Consider the following 20,711-nt stretch of genomic DNA (forward strand, 5'->3'; position numbering starts at 1 on the left):
TATAGTTGAATGGTGTGACAATGACGCCTTGCCCGGTCAACGGGTGCGGCACAAACCACTCAGGTGGACCATCAGGGGAATGACAACATGAAGAAAACCGTGTTCCTTGGCGCGCTCGCGATTGCGGGTGTGACTGGCACAATGGCTGCGGCACAGACGCTGGAGGACGTGACGTCCCGCGGCGCGCTGAACTGCGGGATCAGCACCGGCCTCGTCGGGTTTGCGTCGCAGGATGCGAACGGCGAATGGCAGGGCTTCGACGTTGCCGTCTGCCGCGCCGTGGCCGCTGCGGTTCTGGGCGATCCGTCCGCCGTCGACTTCACACCGACCACCAACCAGGTGCGTTTCGAGGTGCTGAACTCCGGCGAGATCGACATGCTGGCACGGAACACCACGTGGACCTTCTCGCGTGACGTGGACCTCAAGCTGGAGTTCACTGGCATCAACTACTACGACGGTCAGGGATTCATGGTGCCGGCTGCGCTTGGCGTCAGCTCGGCCAAGGAACTGGACGGCGCGACGGTCTGCATCCAGGCAGGCACCACGACCGAACTGAACCTCGCCGACTTCTTCCGCATCAACAACATGAGCTACCAGCCGGTGCCGATCAGCACTGCGTCGGAAGCCCAGCAGCAGTATCTGGCCGGCTCGTGCGACGTCTACACCACCGACGCGTCCGGCCTCGCTGCGACCCGTGCCGCGTTCGAGGATCCGGCAGGCCACATCATCCTGCCCGAAATCATCTCGAAGGAGCCGCTTGGCCCGCTCGTACGCCACGGTGACAACGAATGGGGCGATGTCGTGCGCTGGACGCTGAACGCACTGATCGCCGCCGAAGAACTCGGCGTGACCTCCGCCAACATCGAGGAACTGTCGGCCGGTACCGACAACCCGGAAATCAACCGCCTGCTGGGCAGCGAAGGCAACCTGGGTGAAATGCTCGGTCTGTCGGCCGACTGGGCCAAGAACGCCATCGCCGCAGGCGGGAACTATGGCGAGATCTTCGAACGCCATATCGGTCAGAACACCCCGATCGGCCTTGCGCGTGGCCTGAACGCGCAGTGGACCGAAGGCGGCCTGCTCTACGCACCGCCGTTCCGGTAAGCCGATCCCGGCGGCGCCTCCCGACCGGGGGCGCCGCCTTTTCGCTGGTGCGCTGCCAAGGCGCGCGCACCACGCCGGCCGCCGCCGCCCGACGCGCACAGGACCCCACACATGAGCACCATGAGCGACCCGTCGCAGCCAGTCTTCCGGCTGAGCATGCTGGTCAACGATACCCGCTATCGCGGGATCACCTTCCAGATCATCGCCTTCATGGCCATTGTCCTGCTGTTCGGCTGGATGGCCTGGAATGCCACGCAGAACCTCGCGGCGCTTGGCCAGAACATTTCCTACGGGTTTCTCGGCGAACAGGCCGGGTATGACATCAACCAGAAGCTGATCCCCTACGCCAGCACGGACACGCATCTGCGCGCGGCCGTGGTTGGCATCCTCAATACGCTTCTGGTCGCCTTCCTCGGCTGCGTCACGGCCACCATTATCGGTGTCGTCGTCGGCATCCTGCGCCTTTCGAAGAACTGGCTGGTGGCCAAGCTGATGTCCGGCTACGTGGAGATCTTCCGCAACGTGCCGGTGCTGATCTGGATCCTCATCATCTTCTCGGTGATGTCCAACGCGCTGCCCGCGCCCAACGCGTTCCGCGGTGAAAACCCCTCCGCATCGATGGTGATGGATGCCTTCGCCTTCACCAATCGCGGCGTCTACATCCCTCGGCCGGTCTGGGAGCCGGGCTCGTTTCTGGTGGTCGCTGTGTTCATCGCCTCCATCGTCGGCATTTTCGCGCTGCGTCGCTACGCCGTGAAGCTGCTGTTCGACACCGGGCGAGAACTCAAAACATTCTGGCCCTCGATCGGGCTGTTCTTCGTGCCGACATTGCTGGCTTATTTCGTCCTCGGCCGCCCGATCACGCTTGAATACCCCGAATTGCGTGGCTTCAATTTCCAGGGCGGCATCCAGATCTTCGGGTCGCTCATCGGGCTGTGGTTTGCGCTTGCGCTCTATACCGGCGCGTTCATCGCGGAGAACGTGCGCGCGGGCATCATGGCGGTCAGCAAGGGCCAGACCGAAGCTGCCTCCGCGCTCGGGATGCGGCCGGGGCGGATCATGCGGCTGGTGATCCTGCCGCAGGCCTTGCGCGTGATCATTCCGCCGCTGATCTCGCAGTACCTGAACCTGACCAAGAACAGTTCTCTCGCCGCGGCGGTCGGCTACATGGACATCACCGGCACGCTGGGCGGCATCACGCTGAACCAGACCGGCCGCAGCTTCGAAGCGATCCTGTTGCTGATGCTGTTCTACCTGATCATTTCGCTCAGTATCGCCGGGCTGATGAACCTCTACAATAATGCCGTCAAGCTGAAGGAGCGCTGAAATGAGCACCGCGCCCAAGGTTCAGGCCTTCGTTCGTCATGACACGCTGCCCGCATCCGCCCCGCCGGTGTCCGAAACAGGTGTGGTGCGCTGGTTGCGCGCGAACCTGTTCAGTTCCGTCGGCAACGGCATCATGACGCTGATCGCGCTCTATTGCCTTTACCTGCTGCTCGCCGCCATCGTGCCCTGGCTTGCCAATGGTGTGTGGCGCGCCGACTCGATCCGTGATTGCCGCGAACAATTGGCAGGGGCTACCGGCGGCTGCTTCGCGGTGATCGCCGAACGCTGGCCGCAACTCGTTTTCGGCAACTACCCGTCCGAACACTACCCCCGCGCGATCCTGGCCTTCGTACTGCTGTTCGTTGCGCTCGCGCCAGTGCTGTTCGTCGAACTGCCGCGCAAGATGCTGTGGTTCACCGGGCTCTTTCCGTTCATTGCCTACTGGCTGATCTGGGGCGGAACGCTCTGGGTGCCCACGCTGGCGCTGGCCGGGGTCGTGGCGGGCTTTTTCGTGTTCCGCGCGCTCGAACGGATGTCGTTCTTCGGCGCGCTTGTCGCCGGGCTGGCCGCCACGCTGGCGTTCTGGATCGTGCTGGTCGGGCCGCTTTCGGGCGCGCTGGCGTCAATCGTGCCGCTGCGCCTCGATTACGTCGAAAGCCGCGAGATCGGCGGCTTCATGATCAACTTCATCCTTGGCACCTCGTGCATAGCGCTTTCTCTGCCTTTGGGGATCGCGCTCGCGCTCGGTCGTCAGTCGAACCTGCCGGTCATCAAGATGATCTGCGTGATGTTCATCGAATTCATCCGTGGCGTGCCGCTCATCACGTTGCTGTTCGTGGCCTCGGTGATGCTGGCCTACTTCCTGCCGCCCGGCACGAATTTCGACCTGATCCTGCGCGTCATCATCATGATCACGCTGTTCGCCGCCGCCTACATGGCCGAAGCGATCCGCGGCGGCCTCGCGGCGCTGCCCAAGGGCCAATACGAGGCGGGCGACAGCCTCGGGCTGGACTACTGGCAGTCCATGCGCCTGATCATCCTGCCCCAGGCGCTGAAAATCTCGATCCCATCCATCGTGAACATCGCCATCGGCCTGTTCAAGGACACCACGCTGGTGTCGATTATCTCGATGTTCGACATGCTCGGCATGATCAAGGGTCCGATCCTGTCCTCGACCGACTGGTTCGGTGTGTACTGGGAACTCTACGTCTTCGCGGCGCTGCTGTTCTTCGTGTTCACCTACGGAATTTCGAAATACTCGCAATATCTCGAGCGCAAGCTCGCCACCGACCACCGCTGAGCTTTGGGGACAGACATGACCGATACATCGATGGCAGAAGCGCCCAAGAAGATGAAAGTGTCCGACGAGGTCGCCGTGGACATCCGTGCCATGAACAAGTGGTACGGGTCGTTCCACGTGCTGCGCGACATCAACTTGACCGTCTATCGTGGCGAACGCATCGTGATCTGCGGGCCGTCGGGATCCGGCAAGTCCACGCTGATCCGCTGCATCAACGCGCTTGAGGAACACCAGGACGGCACGATCACCGTGGACGGCACGCGCCTGTCCTCGGACCTCAAGAACATCGACAAGATCCGTTCCGAGGTCGGGATGTGCTTCCAGCATTTCAACCTCTTCCCGCATCTGACGATCCTGGAAAATTGCACGCTGGCCCCGATCTGGGTGCGCAAGACCCCCAAGAGGGAAGCCGAGGAAACGGCGATGCATTTCCTGGAGAAGGTGAAGATCCCCGAACAGGCGAACAAGTATCCCGGCCAGCTTTCGGGCGGCCAGCAACAGCGCGTCGCCATCGCGCGCAGCCTGTGCATGCGTCCCAAGATCATGCTGTTCGACGAACCGACCTCAGCGCTTGATCCCGAGATGATCAAGGAAGTGCTGGATACCATGATCCAGCTTGCCGAGGACGGGATGACCATGCTTTGCGTGACGCACGAAATGGGTTTCGCGCGCCAGGTCGCCAACCGGGTAATTTTCATGGACCAGGGTCAGATCGTCGAACAGAACGAACCTGAACCGTTCTTCAACAACCCGCAAAGCGACCGGACCAAGCTTTTCCTCAGCCAGATCCTGGGTCACTGATCAGGAGGGCCGCGCGGCCGGTCAGTCGGTCAGGTCGCGCGGGACAATGAAATCCACCACCGTGCCGCTGCGCGGCTGCAATTCGGACCAGTCGTCGATCGGGAAATCGGCGACCATGGTCGCGAGCGTCGGGTAGGCGCCGAAACGTGGATGCTCCGGGCGGTGCGTCACCAGCCCCGCGGCCAATGTGCCGATGCCCGGATTATGCCCGATCATCGCCACCACGGGCGCAGTGGCTTTCTGCAGTGCGCCCAGCATCGTGCCCGGCAGCGCCAGGTAAAGGGCGTGGTCCGGCTCCGGATCAACCGGATTGTGCAATTCCGGGGCAAGCCGGGCCCACGTCTCGCGGGTGCGGGCGGCGTCCGACACCAGCACCTGCTGGGGCTCGTAACCGCGTGCCGCAAGCCATGACCCGATCACGACACAGGCATCCTGCCCGCGCCGGTTCAGCAGCCGCGCGTGGTCCGACGCGTCGGAATCCGACCAGTCGGACTTGGCATGGCGCATCAGGATCAGGCGGCGGGACATAGGCGTTTCCTTGGCGTTGCTGTCAGGTCACGACGAGCGGATAAGCGAGCCTGCCCCATGATCGGTGAACAGTTCAAGAAGGCAGGCGTTCGGTGCCCGCCCGTCGATGATCACCGCCGCCCGCACACCGGCCCGAAGCGCGGCCAGCGCGGTCTCGGTCTTGGGTATCATCCCGCCCGCGATCACGCCGTCCTCGGTCATCTTGCGGATCTGCGCTGCGGTCAGTTCCGTCACCACTTCGCCGCTTTCGTCCTTCACGCCAGCCACGTCCGTCAGCAGCAGCAGTCGCCGCGCCTTCAGCGCCCCGGCGATGGCGCCGGCCGCCGTGTCACCGTTCACGTTGTAGCTCTGACCGTCCTCGCCCACGCCGAGCGGCGCGATCACCGGGATCATTCGCGCGCCGAACAGCGTGCGCAGAACGGTCGTGTCCATCCGGTCAGGCGTGCCGACGAACCCCAGAGCGGGGTCGGTCTGCTTGCACACCATCAGGTTGCCATCCTTGCCCGACAGGCCCACCGCGCGCCCGCCCTCGGCGTTGATCGCGGCAACGATGCGCTTGTTGATCAGCCCGGCCAGCACCATTTCCACCACGTCCATCGTGGCCGCGTCGGTAACGCGCTTGCCGTTGACGAACTCCGATGCGATGTCCAGCTTGCCCAGCATCTCGTTGATCGCGGGGCCCCCGCCATGCACCACCACAGGGTTCACGCCGACCTGACTCATCAGCGCGATGTCACGTGCAAAGCTGCGCATCGCTTCGTCGCTGCCCATTGCATGTCCGCCCAGCTTGATCACGATGGTGGCGCCGTTGAACCGCTGCAGATAGGGCAGCGCTTCCGAAAGAGTGCGGGCGGTTGCGATCCAGTCCAGCTTCATGGCGTTCTGTTTTTTCATCCCTCGGGGTCCCGTCTGTGTCTGCAGGGTGTTAGTCGTTGCGTGCAGCGGTGCCAAGGGGCAGGAATGTGCGGGGGCTGCCGAGTGGTGGCCCGGCGCGGCAACCAGGGAAGGCTGCCACATGACCGAACAGCGACAGAAGACCGTAGTTCTGACCGGTGCCAGCCGGGGGATCGGCCACGCAACCGTCAAGCGGTTCTCGAGCGCGGGCTGGCGGGTGCTGACCTGCTCGCGCCAGCCCTTCGACCCGCGCTGCCCATGGCCGGGGGGCGAAGACAACCATATCCAGATCGACCTTGCGGACCCGAACCGGACGATCGCGGCGATCGAAGGCATCCGCGCGAAGCTCGACGGCAAGCTCGACGCGCTGATCAACAATGCGGGCATCTCTCCCAAGGGGCCGGATGGCGAGCGGCTCAACACGCTTGATACCGATCTGCGAACCTGGGGGCAGGTGTTCCACGTCAACTTCTTCGCCTCAGTGATCCTCGCTCGGGGGCTGCGCGACGAGTTGTCGGCGGCGAACGGCGCGGTGGTCAACGTGACTTCCATCGCGGGTTCGCGCGTGCATCCCTTCGCCGGGGCGGCCTATGCAACGTCCAAGGCGGCGCTCGCGGCTCTGACACGCGAGATGGCCCATGATTTCGGCCCCTACGGCGTGCGGGTGAACGCCATTGCGCCCGGCGAGGTGGAAACCTCGATCCTCAGCCCCGGCACCGACAAGATCGTGCAGCAACTTCCGCTGCGGCGGCTCGGCCAGCCGTCCGAGGTGGCCGACGTGATTTATTTCCTGTGCTCGGATGCGGCCAGCTACGTCACCGGAACCGAAATCGAGGTGAATGCCGGTCAGCACGTCTGACGCGCGGCGCGCCGCGTGCCGGACTCTTGCGCGATCCCGACTGGGTTCCGACCGGGTCGGTCGCGGAAAATCAGCCCTGGTCCAGCAGGCCGGTGATCGTGCTGCGCAGCGTCGGTATGCCGTCCCCGGTCTCGGACGAGGTCAGGATCAGCTCCGGATAGGCGGCGACATGTCCCGCCAGCGCGCCGCGTACCTGCGCCAGCATCTTGTCGCGCTCCGCGGCCTTGATCTTGTCGGCCTTGGTCAGAACGCATTGAAAGGGAACGGCCGCACCATCCAGAAGGGTCAGGATTTCCTCGTCCACGGCCTTGATCCCGTGGCGGCTGTCGATCAGCACGAAGGCGCGGCGCAGCGTGGCGCGGCCGGAAAGGTAGCTTTTCAGCAGGCGCTGCCACTTTTCCACCACCGCGACAGGCGCGTTGGCGAAGCCGTAGCCGGGAAGGTCCACGAGATACAGGTTATCCCTTTGAAAGAAGTTGATTTCCTGTGTCCGTCCTGGCGTGTTGGACGCGCGGGCCAGCGCCTTGCGGCCGGTCAACGCGTTGATCAGGGTGGACTTGCCGACGTTGGACCGGCCCGCGAAGCAGATCTCCACCCGGTCGGCCGGAGGCAAGCCGGACATCGCGACGACCCCCTTCACGAAGGTCGTTTCGGCGGCGAAGAACTTGCGGCCCCGCTCGCGGCTGGCCTCGTCCGGGTCTTCGGTCAGAGGGAAGGGCAGAGTGGTCATGTGGCGGCCTCCAGGCCAGCGATATCGGCGCCGCGCACCGCGTCGAGGTTACGCATGAGCTTGTCGCGCGGCCAGTCCCACCACGCCACCGCGCAGAGTCGTGCCACAGTGTCGTCGTCGAACCGCTGCCGCACCACGCGCGCCGGGTTCCCCGCGACAACCGCGTAGGGCGGCACGTCCTGCGTGACGACGGCCCGCGCGGCGACGATCGCGCCGGGGCCGATGCGGACGCCGGGCATTACCGCCGCTTCCATTCCGATCCAAACGTCCGCGCCGATCACCGTGTCGCCCCGGTTGCCCGCGGCCCAGGTGGCGGGGTCGAACCCGTCTTCCCAGCCGCCGCCGAAGATGTTGAATGGAAAGGTGGAAAAGCCGCCCATCGCGTGGGTTGCTCCGTTCATCACAAATACCGCCCCGCGCCCGATGGCGCAGAAGGGGCCGATGACCAGCCGGTCACCAACGAAGTCGAAATGGTAACGCACGTTGCGTTCGAAGAAGCCGGTCGGATCGTCCGGATCGTCATAATAACTGTAGTCTCCGACTGTGACATTCGTCCGCCCCTCGGCCAGAGGTTTGAGGAACACAAGCTGGTCGGTGGCGTCCAGCGGATGCAGCCGGTCGGGCGAGGGGCCGGTCATGCGAGGACCACCGTGTCGCCTTCGTGGATCGTCCCGCCATCCGTCACGGTGGCGTAGATGCCGAAATCGATGTGGCCCCAAAGCTTGCGCAGCGCCCCCAGCGTGTCCGCGTCGCGCACGCCGGTGTCCGGGTTCGCCTCGGTCGCGCGGCAGCGTGTGTTGCGCATCTCGACCCGCAGTGTGGCGCCGCCGATGCGCAGGTCCTGGCCCACGAGGTCAGCCTCGGTCCAGGGTTCCAGCCCGTCGAGCCACAGGTTCGCCCGGAAACGATCCGGCGACAGGGGGTGACCGACGGCATCGGACAGAGCCGCAAGCGATGCGGTGCTGCAAATGCTTATGGATGGGAAGGGCGTATCGGTCATGCCCCGCTGCGCTGCCCGCACGACCCGGACGGGGCCGGGGCGACCCTCCGCCACCAGCGGCGCCGCCCAGTCGAGAAACGCATCGGTTTCGCCGTCGGGGTCAAAGGTGATGTCGGGCCGGTCCGGGTGGCGCAGGGTGATGACGCCTGCCGCTTCGTTCAAGTCGGCGGTGATCGCCATCAGCTGCGGGCTGCCCGCGCCGCGGGTGAAGGCGTTGCACGGGCTCCAGTCCCCCTGCGGATCGTCTGCGCCTTCGCGCAGCACCGCCCAGGTCCGGTCCCAGGGCAATGTCTGCCCCGGGACCAGCGTGACGCTTGCCAGCCGTTCGCGCCCATGCCCCTTGATCGGGTGGCGCCAGAGGGCGGCAAGCGTCGTTGTCATGTATCCTTCGTCCGCGGCTTCTTTATGCCCGACTTGATGTTGCCGAAGATGTCCGGCTTGTAGCCGTGGCTTCGCATGATGAAGTATTGCTGTGCAAAGGTGATCACGTTGTTGGCGATCCAGTAGAGCACAAGCCCGCTGGCGAAGGTGCCCAGCATGAACATGAACACCCAGGGCATCCAGGCAAAGATCATCGCCTGCGTCGGGTCGGTGGGCGCCGGGTTCAGTTTCTGCTGTAGCCACATGGAGATGCCGAGGATGATCGGCAGCACGCCCAGCGACACGATCGCGAGGATTGAACCGGGCTCCGGCGGGGCGAAGGGCAGTAGGCCGAATAGGTTGATGATCGAGGACGGGTCGGGCGCCGAAAGGTCGCGGATCCAGCCGATCCACGGCGCGTGCCGCAGTTCGATCGTGACGAAGATCACCTTGTAGAGCGAGAAGAAGATCGGGATCTGCAGAAGGATCGGCAGGCAGCCCGCGGCGGGGTTCACCTTTTCCTTCTTGTAGAGTTCCATCATCTCCTGCTGCATCTTCTGGCGGTCGTCGCCGCAGCGTTCCTTGAGCTTCTCCATCTCGGGCTGAAGCTCTTTCATCTTGGCCATGGAAGCGTAGGACTTCCAAGCCAGCGGCAGCAGGACAGCCTTGATGATGAGCGTCAGCAGGATGATCGACCAGCCCATGTTGCCGAGAAGAGCGTGAAGTTCATGCAGCAGCCAGAAGATCGGTTTGGTCAAAAAGAAGAACCAGCCCCAATCGATACTGTCGAGGAACCCGAGGAGGCCCAGATCGCGCTCGTAGTTGCGGATGGTTTCCCATTCCTTCGCCCCGGCGAAGAGGAACGTCTGCACTTCTGCCGTTGCGCCGGGAGCGACGGTCTGGGTCGGCAGGCGGGTTTCGGTCTGGTAGATGTCAGCGCCGGGAACGTATTTCGCCACCGACCGGAAGCTCTGTCCCGGAGCGGGGGCGAGCGTGGTCATCCAGTACTTGTCGGTGAAGCCGACCCAGCCGTTCTCGGCCACGTCGATGATCTCGACTTGCGCCGCTTCGGCCGGATTCGCCTCAAGATCCGCCATCCCGCCATAGTCGATTTCCTGAAGTTCGCCGTCAGACATGCGGACCACGCCCTCGTGCAGGATGAAGAAGTTTACGGTGTCCGGTTCACCATGCCGCGCAACGATGCCGTAGGGGGCGAGGCGCACTTCGTCGGCGGTGGTGTTCTCGACGCTCTGGGTCACCGACATCATGAACTTGTCGTCGATGCTGATCGTGCGCCGGAACACGAGCCCGCTGCCGTTTTCCCAGCGCAGCGTGACCGGGCTGTCGGGGGTCAGCTCGGTGCCGCTTTCGACGGTCCACTGGGTGTTGGCGCCCGGCACGTCTTCAAAGGCGAGCGTCCCGCCGGGGGCCCAGCCGTAGAGGGCGTAGTATGCGTTGGCGCCCCCCACCGGCGACAGCAGCGTGACGATCGGGCTGTCCTCGGCCAGCGTTTCGCGGTAACTGCGCAGGGACAGGTCGTCGATCCGCCCGCCGGTCAGCGAGATCGAACCAGAGAGCTCGGGCGTGAGTACCGTCAGGCGTTCGGAGTCTGCCAGCGCGGCCTCGCGGGTATCGATCGGCAGAGCCGGACGCGCATCGGTGCCGGGCGGAACCGGAGCGACACTGTCGCCTGCGCCGCCGGTCTGACTTTCGGCCACGGGCTGTTCGGTCTGCACGGGCGGTTCTTCTGGCGGAAAGAGCAGGAACCAGACGAGGATCACCAGGAAACTGAGAGCCGTCGCCAGTATCATGTTCTTGTTTTGGTCGTCCATGTGGAACTTTACCCCGGCAATGGAATTTGGGCAGGTTCAACAGGCGCAGCGATGGAAGGTCAAGTGCTTTTCCCCCGCGCGCGAGGTTGTGGCGCGGGTGCGGGGTGCCGAAGCGGGCCGGAATGTGGCGCCGCGGCGGCAAAGGCCCGAGGCGACGCGGTCCCGCAGGTCCCCGGGGCGGAGAAGAGGCCGCAAAGGGCGCGGCGCTTGGGCCTCGATAGGGGGGGCGGCGGTGGCCGGTCGCGGCGGCGCCGTCCCTGCCGACTTCAGCGAGATCTGCGCCGCAATTCGGGCCCCGGTCCAAGCCGTGCCGCATGGGCCTGCAGCCAGCCCGCCGTTTCGGCGAATGGCATCGGGCGGCCGATTGCGTAGCCCTGCACGTGACCGCAGCCAAGCTGGGCCAGCATTGCGTGTTCGTCGGGTGTTTCGACACCTTCGGCAAGGGTGTCCAGCCCGAGATGTTCGCACATCGCAAGGATCGTGGTGACCATCTTCTGCTGGTCGCGGTCGCTGTCTACGCTCGCCACGAAGGAGCGGTCGATCTTGATCCTGTCGATCCGAAGGCGCCGCAGTGTGGTGATGGAGGCATGGCCGGTGCCGAAATCGTCCAGATCGATATGGCAGCCCATCCCCGCTAGCGCGGCGATGTTGCGCGACGTGGCGTCCCCCGGCGCCGCCGCGACCACGCTTTCGAGAACCTCGATCGTCAGCCGTCCCGGATCGAGGTCGAACCGGTCGATTTGCCATGCGATCCGTTCGGCGAGTCGGGGATTATCGAGGTCGGCCTGCCCGAGATTCACGCCAACGCCCGGAACCTCCGCCCCGGTGGCATCCCAGGATGCCAGTGCTCGCAAGGCGCGTTCGACCATCACCTCGCCCAGGCGTTCGCATAGCCCGGCGGCATCGAGCGCGGGAAGGAAGTCGCCCGGCGCGACTGTGCCGCGTGCGGGATGATCCCAGCGGGCCAGCGCCTCGAACCCGGTGACGCGGCCGGTATGCGTGCTGATCTGGGGCTGGAACCAGGCTGTGATCTCGCCGTCTTCCAATGCGCGGGCAGCATCCGTCACAAGGCTTTCGCGCGCCGCGCGCCTCGCTTGCATTGCGGGGGCGAAGACGCGCATCGCCCCGCCGCCCGCGGCGCGGGCCTCCATCAGCGCGGTCTCGGCCCCGTCCAGAATGTCGGCGGCAGCGGGGCTTGCGAGGCTGTCCGCGCTGCACAGGCCCAGCGATGCGGTGGGACGCAAACGCGCTGGGCCGACCGTGATCGGATCGGTCGCGGCCCGGTGCAGCCGGGCGGCGATCTGCATCAGCCCTTCAAGGTCCGTCGGACCCCCACCTGGGTCAAGAACGACCCCGAAGCGTGGCCCGTCGAGCCTTATCACCATGTCGCCGCCGCGCAGACCGGCGGAAAGGCGCGCCCCTATCTGTTCGAGCGCGCCATTGACGATCTGTGTCTCGGTCTGCCCGGCGCTGTCGCCCAAACGGTCGGCATGGAGCAGAAGGCAGGCCGTGCGCGCCCTGTCCGCTCCGGTCCGTGCCAGCGTGTCGCGCAACGCGGCGCAGAGCGCATCGCGCGGGTCGGCCGCCCGAGCGGCGGGCGCTGTCGCTGTGCTGCGTTCGGGCAGGCGTGACAGGCCCACGAGCATCGCCGGGCCGATCAGGGCCCCTACCAGCGCAAGGGACCAGCCCCCTACGACCCCAAGTCCGACACAGAGCAATGGCAGAAGTGCCAGCGCCGTCGTGAGGGCGCGCGACAGCGCCGAGCGCAATGCTGCCTTCCGTTCCGCCACCCGTCTCATGCCGTCCCCTTCGCAAGCCGTCATGTCCCTGTCATGGCCGCTTCCGGGTATCCGGGGTGTTAATCCGCCCGGTGCGAGTTGAGGTGCATTTTATTCAAATCTTGGCGGATCGCCCGGGCCGGGCTCCGTCGCGGGAGTCGCTCCCTGGCCGACCGCGCCCGACACGGCGAGCCCGGCAAAGTCGAACAGCCCGGAATCGAGAAGATGCGACGGGCGCGCGTTCGTCAGCGCGCGGAACATCACCTGGCGGCGGCCGGGGCTTCGTGCCTCCCAGTCGTCGAGGATCTTCTTGACCTGCTGGCGCTGAAGCCCGTCCTGGCTGCCGCACAGATCGCACGGGATGATCGGGTAACTCATCGCTCGTGCGAAGCGGTCGCAGTCTGCCTCGGCCACATGGGCGAGTGGCCGCAGGACGAACAGGTCACCTTCCTCGTTGACCAGTTTGGGCGGCATGGTGGCCAGCCGCCCCCCATGGAACAGGTTCATGAAGAAGGTTTCGAGGATGTCGTCTCGGTGATGGCCCAGCACGACCGCCGTACAGCCTTCCTCACGGGCAATGCGATAGAGGTTTCCACGCCGCAGCCGCGAGCAGAGCGCACAATAGGTCCGGCCGGCAGGCACCTTGTCCACAACGATCGAGTAGGTGTCCTGATATTCGATCCGGTGGGGCACACCCATGCGCTCGAGGAACTCGGGCAGCACGGTGGCGGGGAAGCCGGGCTGGCCCTGGTCGAGATTGCACGCGAGAATGTCCACCGGCAGCAGGCCGCGCCACTGCAGTTCGTGCAGCACCGCCAGCAGGGTATAGCTGTCCTTCCCGCCGGACAGGCACACGAGCCAGCGCGGCCGGGTGGCGGTTTCGGTACGGTCCACCATTCCATAGGCGTCCACCGCTTCGCGGACCTGCCGCACGATGCGCTTGCGCAGCTTGCGGAACTCGGTCGTTGCCGGGGCGCCGTGGAACAGCGGGTGAATGTCATCTGCATCGTCAAGCATGACGCTTGCCCTAGCGCCGCGCCCGGATTCGGGCAAGCGCAAGCCGCTGCAAGGGCTGATTTTCCTCGCATCGCGGGCTTTGGCGCGGTTAACCTTGCGGCGGGCCGCAGGGCAACAGCAGAGGGGCGCGAGAATGCAGGACTACGTGATCACGGTGCGAAAGGTCAGCCGGGGCGAGTTCACCAGCGAACCGGGGCCCGCGCGGTTCCTGACCGTTCCGCAGGGCGCCGCCGCGCCGTTGCCTGGTCACCAGGTCCGCAAATCGGACTGGCTGCGCGACGTGCTGGACGGTGCCACCGGGCGCATGAATATCGAGACGCACCAGCCGATGGGCGATCTGGTGATCTACGTGCACGGCTACAACCATTCGCCCGAAACGATGCTCACGCGGCTGCGCCACCTGCGCACCGGGCTTGCCGCGCAGGGCTTCAGCGGCGCGGTGATCGGCTATGACTGGCCGTCTGCCGACAGCGCGCTGAACTATATCGAGGATCGCTGGGACGCCAAACAGACCGCGAACCTGCTGGTGCGCGAGGGCATCGAAAGCTTCGTGCGGTTGCAGCGCCCGGATTGCGAGATCAACCTGCACATCCTGGCACATTCGATGGGCAGCTATGTCGTGCGCGAGGCGTTCGATTATGCAGACGACCGCCGTTCGCTGGCGTCGGTCAGTTGGTCGGTCAGTCAGGTGCTGCTGTTTGGCGCGGATATCTCGGCCGGCTCTATGGAGGATGGCAATCCGAAGGCCAGTTCGCTCTATCGGCACTGCAACAGGCTGACCAACTACTACAACCATTTCGACAACGTGCTGTCGTTGTCGAACATCAAGAGGGTCGGCGTCGCGCCGCGGGCCGGGCGGGTCGGCCTGCCCCCGCAGTCGCCGCGCAAGGCCGTGGACGTGGACTGCTCGGCCCGGTTCGCGGCGGTGGCTGAGCAGTACCGCGGCGACGAGTTCGCCGGGCACCGTTGGTATTTCACCGATCAGACATTCCTGCGCGACGCCTACGAGACGATCATGGGCGATACGGACCGTCACAGCCTGAGCACGCGGGATCTGGAGCAGGCGGGCGGAGTGCTTGCGCTGCGGGCGGTGCCCGCCGGGCCGGGCTGACCCGCCGCCGAAGTGGCCCTGTCACCCGTGCGGGTCGCGGGCGCGCGGCGGGGCGCAATCCGGCACGTTGTCGATGCCGGAGCCGCCCCAGGGATGGCAGCGCACAAGCCGCCTGAGTGTCAGCCAGCCGCCGCGCAGCGCGCCGTGTCGTTCCAGCGCCTCGAGCGCATAGGCCGAGCAGGTGGGCTGGAAGCGGCAGCCGTGGCCGACCCAGGGTGACAGCAGCAGGCGGTAGGCGCGCACGGGCAGTGCCAGAAGCCGCGCGGCGGGTGTCATGGTGCGTGCGCCGCGTGCAGCTTGGCCAGCGCGGCGGCAAGGTCGGCCTGAAGCTGCCAGAAGTCGCGCGAAGCCGTCACGTCCCGGCGGCCGATCAGGACGTAGTCCCAGCCCGGGCGTCCGTGGACCGGCAGCACCAGTCGGGCGATGGCGCGCAGGCGGCGCTTGGCGCGGTTGCGCGCCACGGCGTTGCCGACCTTTTTGGAGCAGGTGAACCCGACCCGGATACCCGCAGCACCCGGCGCGGCGGCCGGCCGCTGTCGGGCCTGTACAACGAAGCCGGGCGTCGCACGGTGGCGGGCGCGGGCAGCGGCCAGGAAATCGGCCCGCTGCGCCAGCGTGGTGATCACCTTGGTGTCCGACGCAACAAAGCCGCCTGTGCGCGGCACGGCGGCTGAGTGCAGGTCGGTGGCTGGGCTGTCGGGCCCGGTCACGGCGGAACGGGCGCTGTTACGCGCTCAGTTCCTTGCGACCGCGCGCGCGGCGGGCATTCAGGATCTTGCGGCCGGCTTTCGTCGCCATGCGCGCACGGAACCCGTGGCGCCGCTTGCGGACCAGGTTGCTGGGCTGAAAGGTGCGTTTCATCGCGCCGTCTCCGTCTGTTGCGGCCCTGCGCAGGTGGATTCGCGGGCCGGTGGAATTCGAAGCCCCGCGTTTAGGGGCAAAATCCGGCGGCGTCAATTCACCGGGCGGCGAAAACTGCAACAATCCGCGATGCCCGTCAGGCCCGAGCGCGCACCTTGTTGGTCCGGGCTGTAACAATGCGCACGCCCGGTCACGAAGCAAGCGGGGCGCATCACCCCGGCGTGAGGGGGGCTAGGCCGGATGGACGCCGTAGGGCACGTGTAGGACACCGTTGGACCAAAGGACCCTCCCGATGACCGAAACCACGCAAGACCGCAAGACCGGCTTCGCGCGCCGACTGCCCCTGATCCTGGTGGCCGCAGTCGCCGTCATCGGGGCCATCACGCTGCGCGACGTTATCAGCTTCGACGCGCTGGCCCGTAACCGCGAGGCGCTGCTGGCGTTCCGGGACGCCAACTATGTCGCCACCGCGCTGAGCTTCGTGGCGTTCTATGCCGTCATCGTCGCCTTCAGCCTGCCGGGCGCGACCATCGCCACGCTGACCGGTGGCTTCCTGTTCGCCACCTTTCCCGGGGTTCTGTTCAACGTCGCCGGTGCGACACTGGGTGCGGTGGGCATCTTCCTTGCCGCACGCTGGGGCCTGGGCGAACGGCTTGCGGCGCGGATGGACGCGTCCACAGGCACCGTGCGCCGGATCAAGGAGGGAATCGACGCGAACCAGTGGGAGATGCTGCTGCTGATCCGCCTTGTGCCTGCGGTGCCATTCTTCGTGGCGAACCTCGTGCCCGCGCTGGTCGGCGTCCCGCTGGGGCGCTATGCGCTGACCACGTTCGTGGGGATCATTCCCGGCGCCCTGGTCTATACCTCGGTCGGGGCTGGACTGGGCGAGGTCTTCGCTCGCGGCGAGACGCCCGACCTGGGGATCATCTTCAGCCCGAACATCCTGCTGCCAATCCTCGGCCTGTGCCTTCTGGCCGCGCTTCCGATGTTCCTCAAGGCCGTGCGCGGCAAGAAAGGTCTGTAAGCCATGGAACGTATCGAATGTGACCTTTGCATCATCGGCGCTGGTTCCGGCGGCCTGTCGGTCGCGGCTGGCGCGGCGCAGATGGGGGCCAGCGTCGTGCTGATCGAAGGCCATGAAATGGGCGGCGACTGCCTGAACTACGGCTGTGTACCCTCCAAGGCACTGATCGCGGCGGGCAAGCACGCCCAAGCCATGCAGGATGGCGCCGCCTTTGGCATCACCCCGGTCAACCCGCAGATCGATTACGCCGCGGCCAAGGATCACGTGGCGCGGGCCATCGCCACCATCGCGCCGCATGACAGCCAGGAGCGGTTCGAGGGCTTCGGCATCCGCGTGATCCGGGACTGGGCGCGCTTCACCTCGCCGCGCGAAGTGGTGGCGGGCGATGCGACGGTGCGCGCGCGCCGCTTCGTGATCGCCACCGGATCTGGACCCTTCGTGCCGTCGATCCCGGGCCTGACCGATGTTCCCTATCACACCAACGAGACGATCTTTGCCCTGCGCGAACGGCCCGAGCACCTGATCGTCATCGGGGGCGGCCCGATCGGGATGGAAATGGCGCAGGCGCACAAGCGGCTGGGTTGCAAGGTGACCGTGATCGAGGCGCAGAAGGCGATGGGCAAGGACGATCCGGAGCTGGCGGCGATCCTTTTGGACCGGCTGCGTGGCGAGGGGATCGAGGTGCTGGAAGAGACCGCCGCCGAACGGGTGGACGCCGAGGGCGACCGGATCACCGTACACACCTCCGGCGGGGCAGTCAGCGGCACGCACCTGCTGGTGGCGGTCGGGCGGCGGGTGAACCTCGACCGGCTGGAGCTTGACGCGGCGGGCGTGGCCCATACCCCAAAGGGCGTGACGGTGGATGCCGGGCTGCGCAGTTCGAATCGTCGGATCTATGCCATCGGCGATGCTGCCGGTGGGATGCAGTTCACTCATGTCGCGGGTTATCACGCGGGCGTCGTGATCCGGTCGATCCTGTTCGGCCTGCCCGCCAAGGCGCGCACCGATCACATCCCTTGGGTGACCTACTGCGACCCGGAACTGGCGCAGGTCGGCCTGACCGAGGCGCAGGCCCGCAAGGCCCACGGGGCGCGGCTTGAGGTCGTGCGCTTTGCCTATGACCAGAACGATCGCGCCGTCGCGGAGGGCAAGACCACCGGGCTGATCAAGGTCATGGTGGTCAAGGGTCGCCCCGTCGGCGCATCCATTGTCGGGGCGCAGGCGGGCGAGTTGATCGCGCTCTGGGCGCTGGTGATCGCCAATCGGCTTAAGATGTCGGCGGTTGCGAATATGGTTGCCCCCTATCCCACCTTGGGCGAGATTGGAAAACGGGCAGCCGGGGCGTATTTCAGCCCTCGTCTGTTCGAGAACGAGACGGTCAAGCGGGTCGTGCGGCTGGTTCAGCGCGTCCTGCCCTGAGGCCGCGACGAGGCACGCAGTCAGGGGATCACCGGGGCCGAAATGTTGAACTCCTTGTCGGGCCGCTTCCTGATTCTCACGGTCCTGTTCGTGATGCTGGCCGAGGTCATGATCTTCGTGCCGTCCGTGTCGCGGTTCCGTCAGGACTACCTGCTGGACCGGCTGGAACGGGCGCAGATCGCGTCGCTGGCATTGCTGGCCGATGACATGCTGGACCCGCAACTGGAACAGGAACTGCTTGAAAATGCCGGAGTCTACAACGTCGTGCTGCGCCGCAACGAAATGCGGCAGCTTGTGTTGTCGTCGCCCATTCCGCAGCCGATCTCGGATACATACGATCTGCGCGATCCGCTGGCGTCGGAGTTGATCCGTGACGCGCTGTGGCGGCTCATGACATCGGACGACCAGATCATACGGGTGATCGGCAATCCGACCCGCGACGCCGGGTTGCTGATCGAGGTGACGATGGATGCGATGCCGCTCCGGGCGGCGATGCTGGACTATGGGCTGCGCATCCTGCTGCTGTCGGCGCTGATCTCGGCGTTGACGGCGAGCCTGCTGTTCTTCGCGGTGCGGCGGATGATGGTGACACCGATCCGCAATGTCGTTGCACACATGCAGACCTATGCTGAGGCGCCGGAAGACGCGCGCCGGATCATCACGCCATCTGCCACCGTGCGGGAGTTGCGCGATGCCGAAGTTGCGTTGCAGGCGATGCAGACCGACCTGACGAGCGCGCTGCGGCAGAAGGAACGGCTGGCGCAACTTGGCGGGGCAGTGGCGAAGGTCAGCCACGATCTGCGCAACATCCTGACGACCGCGCAGCTTTTTGCGGATACGATGGAAGCCAGCGACGATCCGCGGGTGAAGCGGTCCGCCCCGAAGCTCGTGGGATCGATCAGCCGAGCCGTCAGCCTGTGCGAGGGCACGCTGGCTTTCGGCAAGGCCGAGGAGCCGCCACCGAAGCTGGGCCGCCACGTTCTGCATGCGCTGGTGGAGGACACGCTTGACAACGAACGGATCGCGATGGGCGAGTCACGGGCCGAACTTGTGAACGATGTGCCGCCCGGACTCGTGCTGCGCTGCGATGCGGACCAGCTGCTGCGTGTTGTCGGGAACCTGGTGCGCAACGCCCGGCAGGCGATCGACGCGACCGGCAAGGCGGGTGCGGTTCATGTCGAGGCCGCCGAAACGGAAACCGATTGGCGCATCGTTGTCCGGGATACCGGCCCCGGCTTGCCGCCCAAGGCACGCGATCATCTGTTCACTCCGTTCCAGGGCAGTTTCCGCAAGGGGGGGATCGGTCTGGGGTTGGTGATCGCGGCGGAACTCGTGCGCGGTCACGGGGGTACTCTGACACTAGTGTCCAGCGACGCGGGCGGCACGGCGTTCGCGATCGACCTGCCCAAGGGCCCGGCCCGGCCACGCGCCACAGGCGATTAGGGACGGGCTGTCCAGCCCGCGGGGGTGCCTGTTGCGATGCCCGATATTCGCCGCACTTTTCCGCTTGCAGTCATTGGAGCGCCAGACTAAACAGCGGCCTCACGCGCTGGTAGCTCAGTTGGATAGAGTACTTGACTACGAATCAAGGGGTCGGGGGTTCGAATCCTCCCCAGCGCGCCACGACATCCCCCAAGAACCTGTAGCTACTCAATTTTGTACCATGTGTGTCTAAAGATGATTGGGACTTAGACAATTTTCGGTTTTGCTCTTGGTGCTCGCCTTGCTGCGACGAGTCCGAATTTTCTGGTAAATACTTCTCTTGTGTTGCCGTTTGAGCACACGGCAGATGCGAAAAGGGCCGCAGTGACTGCGACCTTCGGTGTAAGTTCAAGGCGGTTATTCGGTCAGGACTTTGCCCGTTTCCAGCACGGAGGGTTCCGGGCGGCGTTGATGATGTGACCGCCCCCCGACGGCATCAATGTTCCAAGGTGGGTCTGCGATTATCCACAAAGGAGGACGGTCATGTCGGAGATTATCACGGTCGGGCTCGACCTTGCGAAGAATGTGTTTCAGGTGCATGGAGCTGACGGCGCGGGGCGCGCAGTTTGGCGCAAGAAGCTTCGGCGCGGCCAGGTTCTGGAATTCTTCAGCCGGCTGCCGTCGTGCGTTGTCGCGATGGAAGCGTGCGGCGGCGCCCACTTCTGGGGCCGGGAGATCGGCAAGCTCGGCCACGATGTGCGACTGATCCCGCCCGCCTATGTGAAGCCTTTCGTAAAGCGGCAAAAGAATGACGCCGCTGATGCTGAGGCGATCTGTGAAGCGGCGACCCGTCCGACAATGCGCTTCGTGCCCGTGAAGAGCGAAGAGACCCAGGGGCGGCCATGGTGTTCCGCATCCGCGAACTCCTCATCCGGCAACGTATGCAAGCGATCAATGCCTTGCGCGGACATCTGGGTGAGTTCGGGCAGGTCGTGCCGCAAGGCGCAGCCAATCCGTCGAAACTGATTGCGATCGTCGAAGACTCGGGAAGTGGCTTGCCCGCCGATGCCATCCCGACACTCAAGGTCCTGATCGCGGCGCTGGCGCAGTTGGAGGCCGAGATCGGCACGCTCGATGCCGAGATCGCCCGTCGCGCCAAGGAGAACGAGGTCGCGCGACGGCTGATGACGGTTCCGGGCATCGGGCCACTGATCGCCACGGCCATCGCGATCCTCGCCCCGCCGCCCGAGCATTTCCGCAAGGCCCGGGATTTTGCCGCCTGGCTGGGTCTGGTGCCGCGGCAGCATTCGACCGGCGGCAAGCAGCGGCTCGGGGCCACGACGAA

At 65.5% G+C, this 20,711-nt stretch carries 20 protein-coding genes, 1 tRNA gene and 1 pseudogene; 11 read left to right on the forward strand and 11 right to left on the reverse strand.

Annotation, left to right across the window (positions count from 1 at the left end; all coding sequences use genetic code 11):
• The first annotated feature begins 87 nt into the window (after positions 1-87).
• The 4 genes from DKT77_RS14030 to DKT77_RS14045 all read left to right on the forward strand — a co-directional run bounded on the left by DKT77_RS14030 (position 88) and on the right by DKT77_RS14045 (position 4,531).
• The gene (locus DKT77_RS14030) at positions 88-1,104 is read left to right on the forward strand and encodes an amino acid ABC transporter substrate-binding protein (protein WP_109812317.1); all 1,017 of its coding nucleotides are present in this window, start codon (positions 88-90) and stop codon (positions 1,102-1,104) included.
• 111 nt (positions 1,105-1,215) lie between these two features.
• The gene (locus DKT77_RS14035; protein ID WP_109812318.1) at positions 1,216-2,430 is read left to right on the forward strand and encodes an amino acid ABC transporter permease; all 1,215 of its coding nucleotides are present in this window, start codon (positions 1,216-1,218) and stop codon (positions 2,428-2,430) included.
• A 1-nt stretch (position 2,431) separates the two neighbouring features.
• Entirely contained in the window at positions 2,432-3,730 is a 1,299-nt protein-coding gene (locus tag DKT77_RS14040) for an amino acid ABC transporter permease (RefSeq protein ID WP_109812319.1), read from the forward strand.
• A 15-nt stretch (positions 3,731-3,745) separates the two neighbouring features.
• Entirely contained in the window at positions 3,746-4,531 is a 786-nt protein-coding gene (locus tag DKT77_RS14045; RefSeq protein WP_420798320.1) for an amino acid ABC transporter ATP-binding protein, read from the forward strand.
• A 21-nt stretch (positions 4,532-4,552) separates the two neighbouring features.
• Here DKT77_RS14045 and DKT77_RS14050 read toward each other — a convergent pair whose 3' ends face one another.
• Entirely contained in the window at positions 4,553-5,059 is a 507-nt protein-coding gene (locus tag DKT77_RS14050) for a SixA phosphatase family protein (protein WP_109812320.1), read from the reverse strand.
• 27 nt (positions 5,060-5,086) lie between these two features.
• Positions 5,087-5,953, reverse strand: a complete 867-nt coding sequence (gene argB, locus DKT77_RS14055) for an acetylglutamate kinase (protein WP_109812321.1) — start codon at positions 5,951-5,953, stop codon at positions 5,087-5,089.
• A gap of 121 nt (positions 5,954-6,074) precedes the next feature.
• Here argB and DKT77_RS14060 point away from each other — a divergent pair, with 121 nt between their 5' ends.
• Entirely contained in the window at positions 6,075-6,812 is a 738-nt protein-coding gene (locus DKT77_RS14060) for an SDR family NAD(P)-dependent oxidoreductase (protein ID WP_109812322.1), read from the forward strand.
• A 70-nt stretch (positions 6,813-6,882) separates the two neighbouring features.
• Here the strand turns inward: DKT77_RS14060 and yihA are convergent, their stop codons facing one another.
• From yihA to ttcA, 6 genes are all read right to left on the reverse strand, one after another.
• A complete protein-coding gene (gene yihA / locus DKT77_RS14065) occupies positions 6,883-7,542 on the reverse strand; it encodes a ribosome biogenesis GTP-binding protein YihA/YsxC (protein WP_109812323.1) in 660 nt (219 codons plus the stop codon).
• Positions 7,539-8,180 carry a CatB-related O-acetyltransferase gene (locus DKT77_RS21375; protein WP_109812324.1) on the reverse strand — a complete coding sequence of 214 codons (642 nt, stop codon included), beginning with the start codon at positions 8,178-8,180 and terminating at the stop codon, positions 7,539-7,541. Before DKT77_RS21375 ends, yihA begins: the two co-directional genes overlap by 4 nt.
• Positions 8,177-8,923 carry an MOSC domain-containing protein gene (locus DKT77_RS14075; protein WP_109812325.1) on the reverse strand — a complete coding sequence of 249 codons (747 nt, stop codon included), beginning with the start codon at positions 8,921-8,923 and terminating at the stop codon, positions 8,177-8,179. The genes DKT77_RS21375 and DKT77_RS14075 overlap by 4 nt, the downstream gene beginning before the upstream one ends.
• Positions 8,920-10,734: a membrane protein insertase YidC gene (yidC, locus tag DKT77_RS14080; RefSeq protein ID WP_109812326.1), complete on the reverse strand. Its 1,815-nt coding sequence runs from the start codon at positions 10,732-10,734 to the stop codon at positions 8,920-8,922. Before yidC ends, DKT77_RS14075 begins: the two co-directional genes overlap by 4 nt.
• 266 nt (positions 10,735-11,000) lie before the next feature.
• Positions 11,001-12,533, reverse strand: a complete 1,533-nt coding sequence (locus tag DKT77_RS14085; RefSeq protein WP_238547904.1) for a putative bifunctional diguanylate cyclase/phosphodiesterase — start codon at positions 12,531-12,533, stop codon at positions 11,001-11,003.
• A gap of 90 nt (positions 12,534-12,623) precedes the next feature.
• Positions 12,624-13,529 carry a tRNA 2-thiocytidine(32) synthetase TtcA gene (gene ttcA / locus DKT77_RS14090; protein ID WP_109812328.1) on the reverse strand — a complete coding sequence of 302 codons (906 nt, stop codon included), beginning with the start codon at positions 13,527-13,529 and terminating at the stop codon, positions 12,624-12,626.
• A gap of 133 nt (positions 13,530-13,662) precedes the next feature.
• On the opposite strand from ttcA, the gene DKT77_RS14095 reads away from it, so the two are divergent.
• Positions 13,663-14,640, forward strand: coding sequence for an alpha/beta hydrolase (locus tag DKT77_RS14095; protein WP_109812329.1), 978 nt, complete (start codon positions 13,663-13,665; stop codon positions 14,638-14,640).
• A 21-nt stretch (positions 14,641-14,661) separates the two neighbouring features.
• Here DKT77_RS14095 and yidD read toward each other — a convergent pair whose 3' ends face one another.
• The 3 genes from yidD to rpmH are packed head-to-tail and all read right to left on the reverse strand — an operon-like array spanning position 14,662 to position 15,501.
• On the reverse strand, positions 14,662-14,916 hold the full coding sequence (gene yidD, locus DKT77_RS14100) for a membrane protein insertion efficiency factor YidD (protein WP_109812330.1): 255 nt from the start codon (positions 14,914-14,916) through the stop codon (positions 14,662-14,664).
• Complete coding sequence (gene rnpA / locus DKT77_RS14105) at positions 14,913-15,350, reverse strand: ribonuclease P protein component (protein ID WP_109812331.1); 438 nt, start codon at positions 15,348-15,350, stop codon at positions 14,913-14,915. Before rnpA ends, yidD begins: the two co-directional genes overlap by 4 nt.
• Before the next feature lie 16 nt (positions 15,351-15,366).
• Complete coding sequence (rpmH, locus tag DKT77_RS14110; RefSeq protein WP_027241708.1) at positions 15,367-15,501, reverse strand: 50S ribosomal protein L34; 135 nt, start codon at positions 15,499-15,501, stop codon at positions 15,367-15,369.
• A gap of 292 nt (positions 15,502-15,793) precedes the next feature.
• Between rpmH and DKT77_RS14115 the strand changes: the two genes are divergently transcribed.
• The 5 genes and pseudogenes from DKT77_RS14115 to DKT77_RS14135 form a co-directional block, all read left to right on the forward strand.
• Positions 15,794-16,525 carry a TVP38/TMEM64 family protein gene (locus DKT77_RS14115; RefSeq protein ID WP_109812332.1) on the forward strand — a complete coding sequence of 244 codons (732 nt, stop codon included), beginning with the start codon at positions 15,794-15,796 and terminating at the stop codon, positions 16,523-16,525.
• Positions 16,526-16,528: 3 nt separating this feature from the next.
• Positions 16,529-17,944, forward strand: coding sequence for a dihydrolipoyl dehydrogenase family protein (locus DKT77_RS14120; protein WP_109812333.1), 1,416 nt, complete (start codon positions 16,529-16,531; stop codon positions 17,942-17,944).
• A 42-nt stretch (positions 17,945-17,986) separates the two neighbouring features.
• A complete protein-coding gene (locus tag DKT77_RS14125) occupies positions 17,987-19,387 on the forward strand; it encodes a sensor histidine kinase (RefSeq protein WP_109812334.1) in 1,401 nt (466 codons plus the stop codon).
• A gap of 103 nt (positions 19,388-19,490) precedes the next feature.
• A tRNA-Arg gene (locus DKT77_RS14130) sits at positions 19,491-19,567 on the forward strand.
• 342 nt (positions 19,568-19,909) lie between these two features.
• Positions 19,910-20,711: pseudogene (locus tag DKT77_RS14135) on the forward strand (IS110 family RNA-guided transposase); the annotation flags it as partial.

Origin of the sequence: Meridianimarinicoccus roseus (assembly GCF_003172915.1) — a bacterium.
GTDB classification, from domain to species: domain Bacteria; phylum Pseudomonadota; class Alphaproteobacteria; order Rhodobacterales; family Rhodobacteraceae; genus Meridianimarinicoccus; species Meridianimarinicoccus roseus.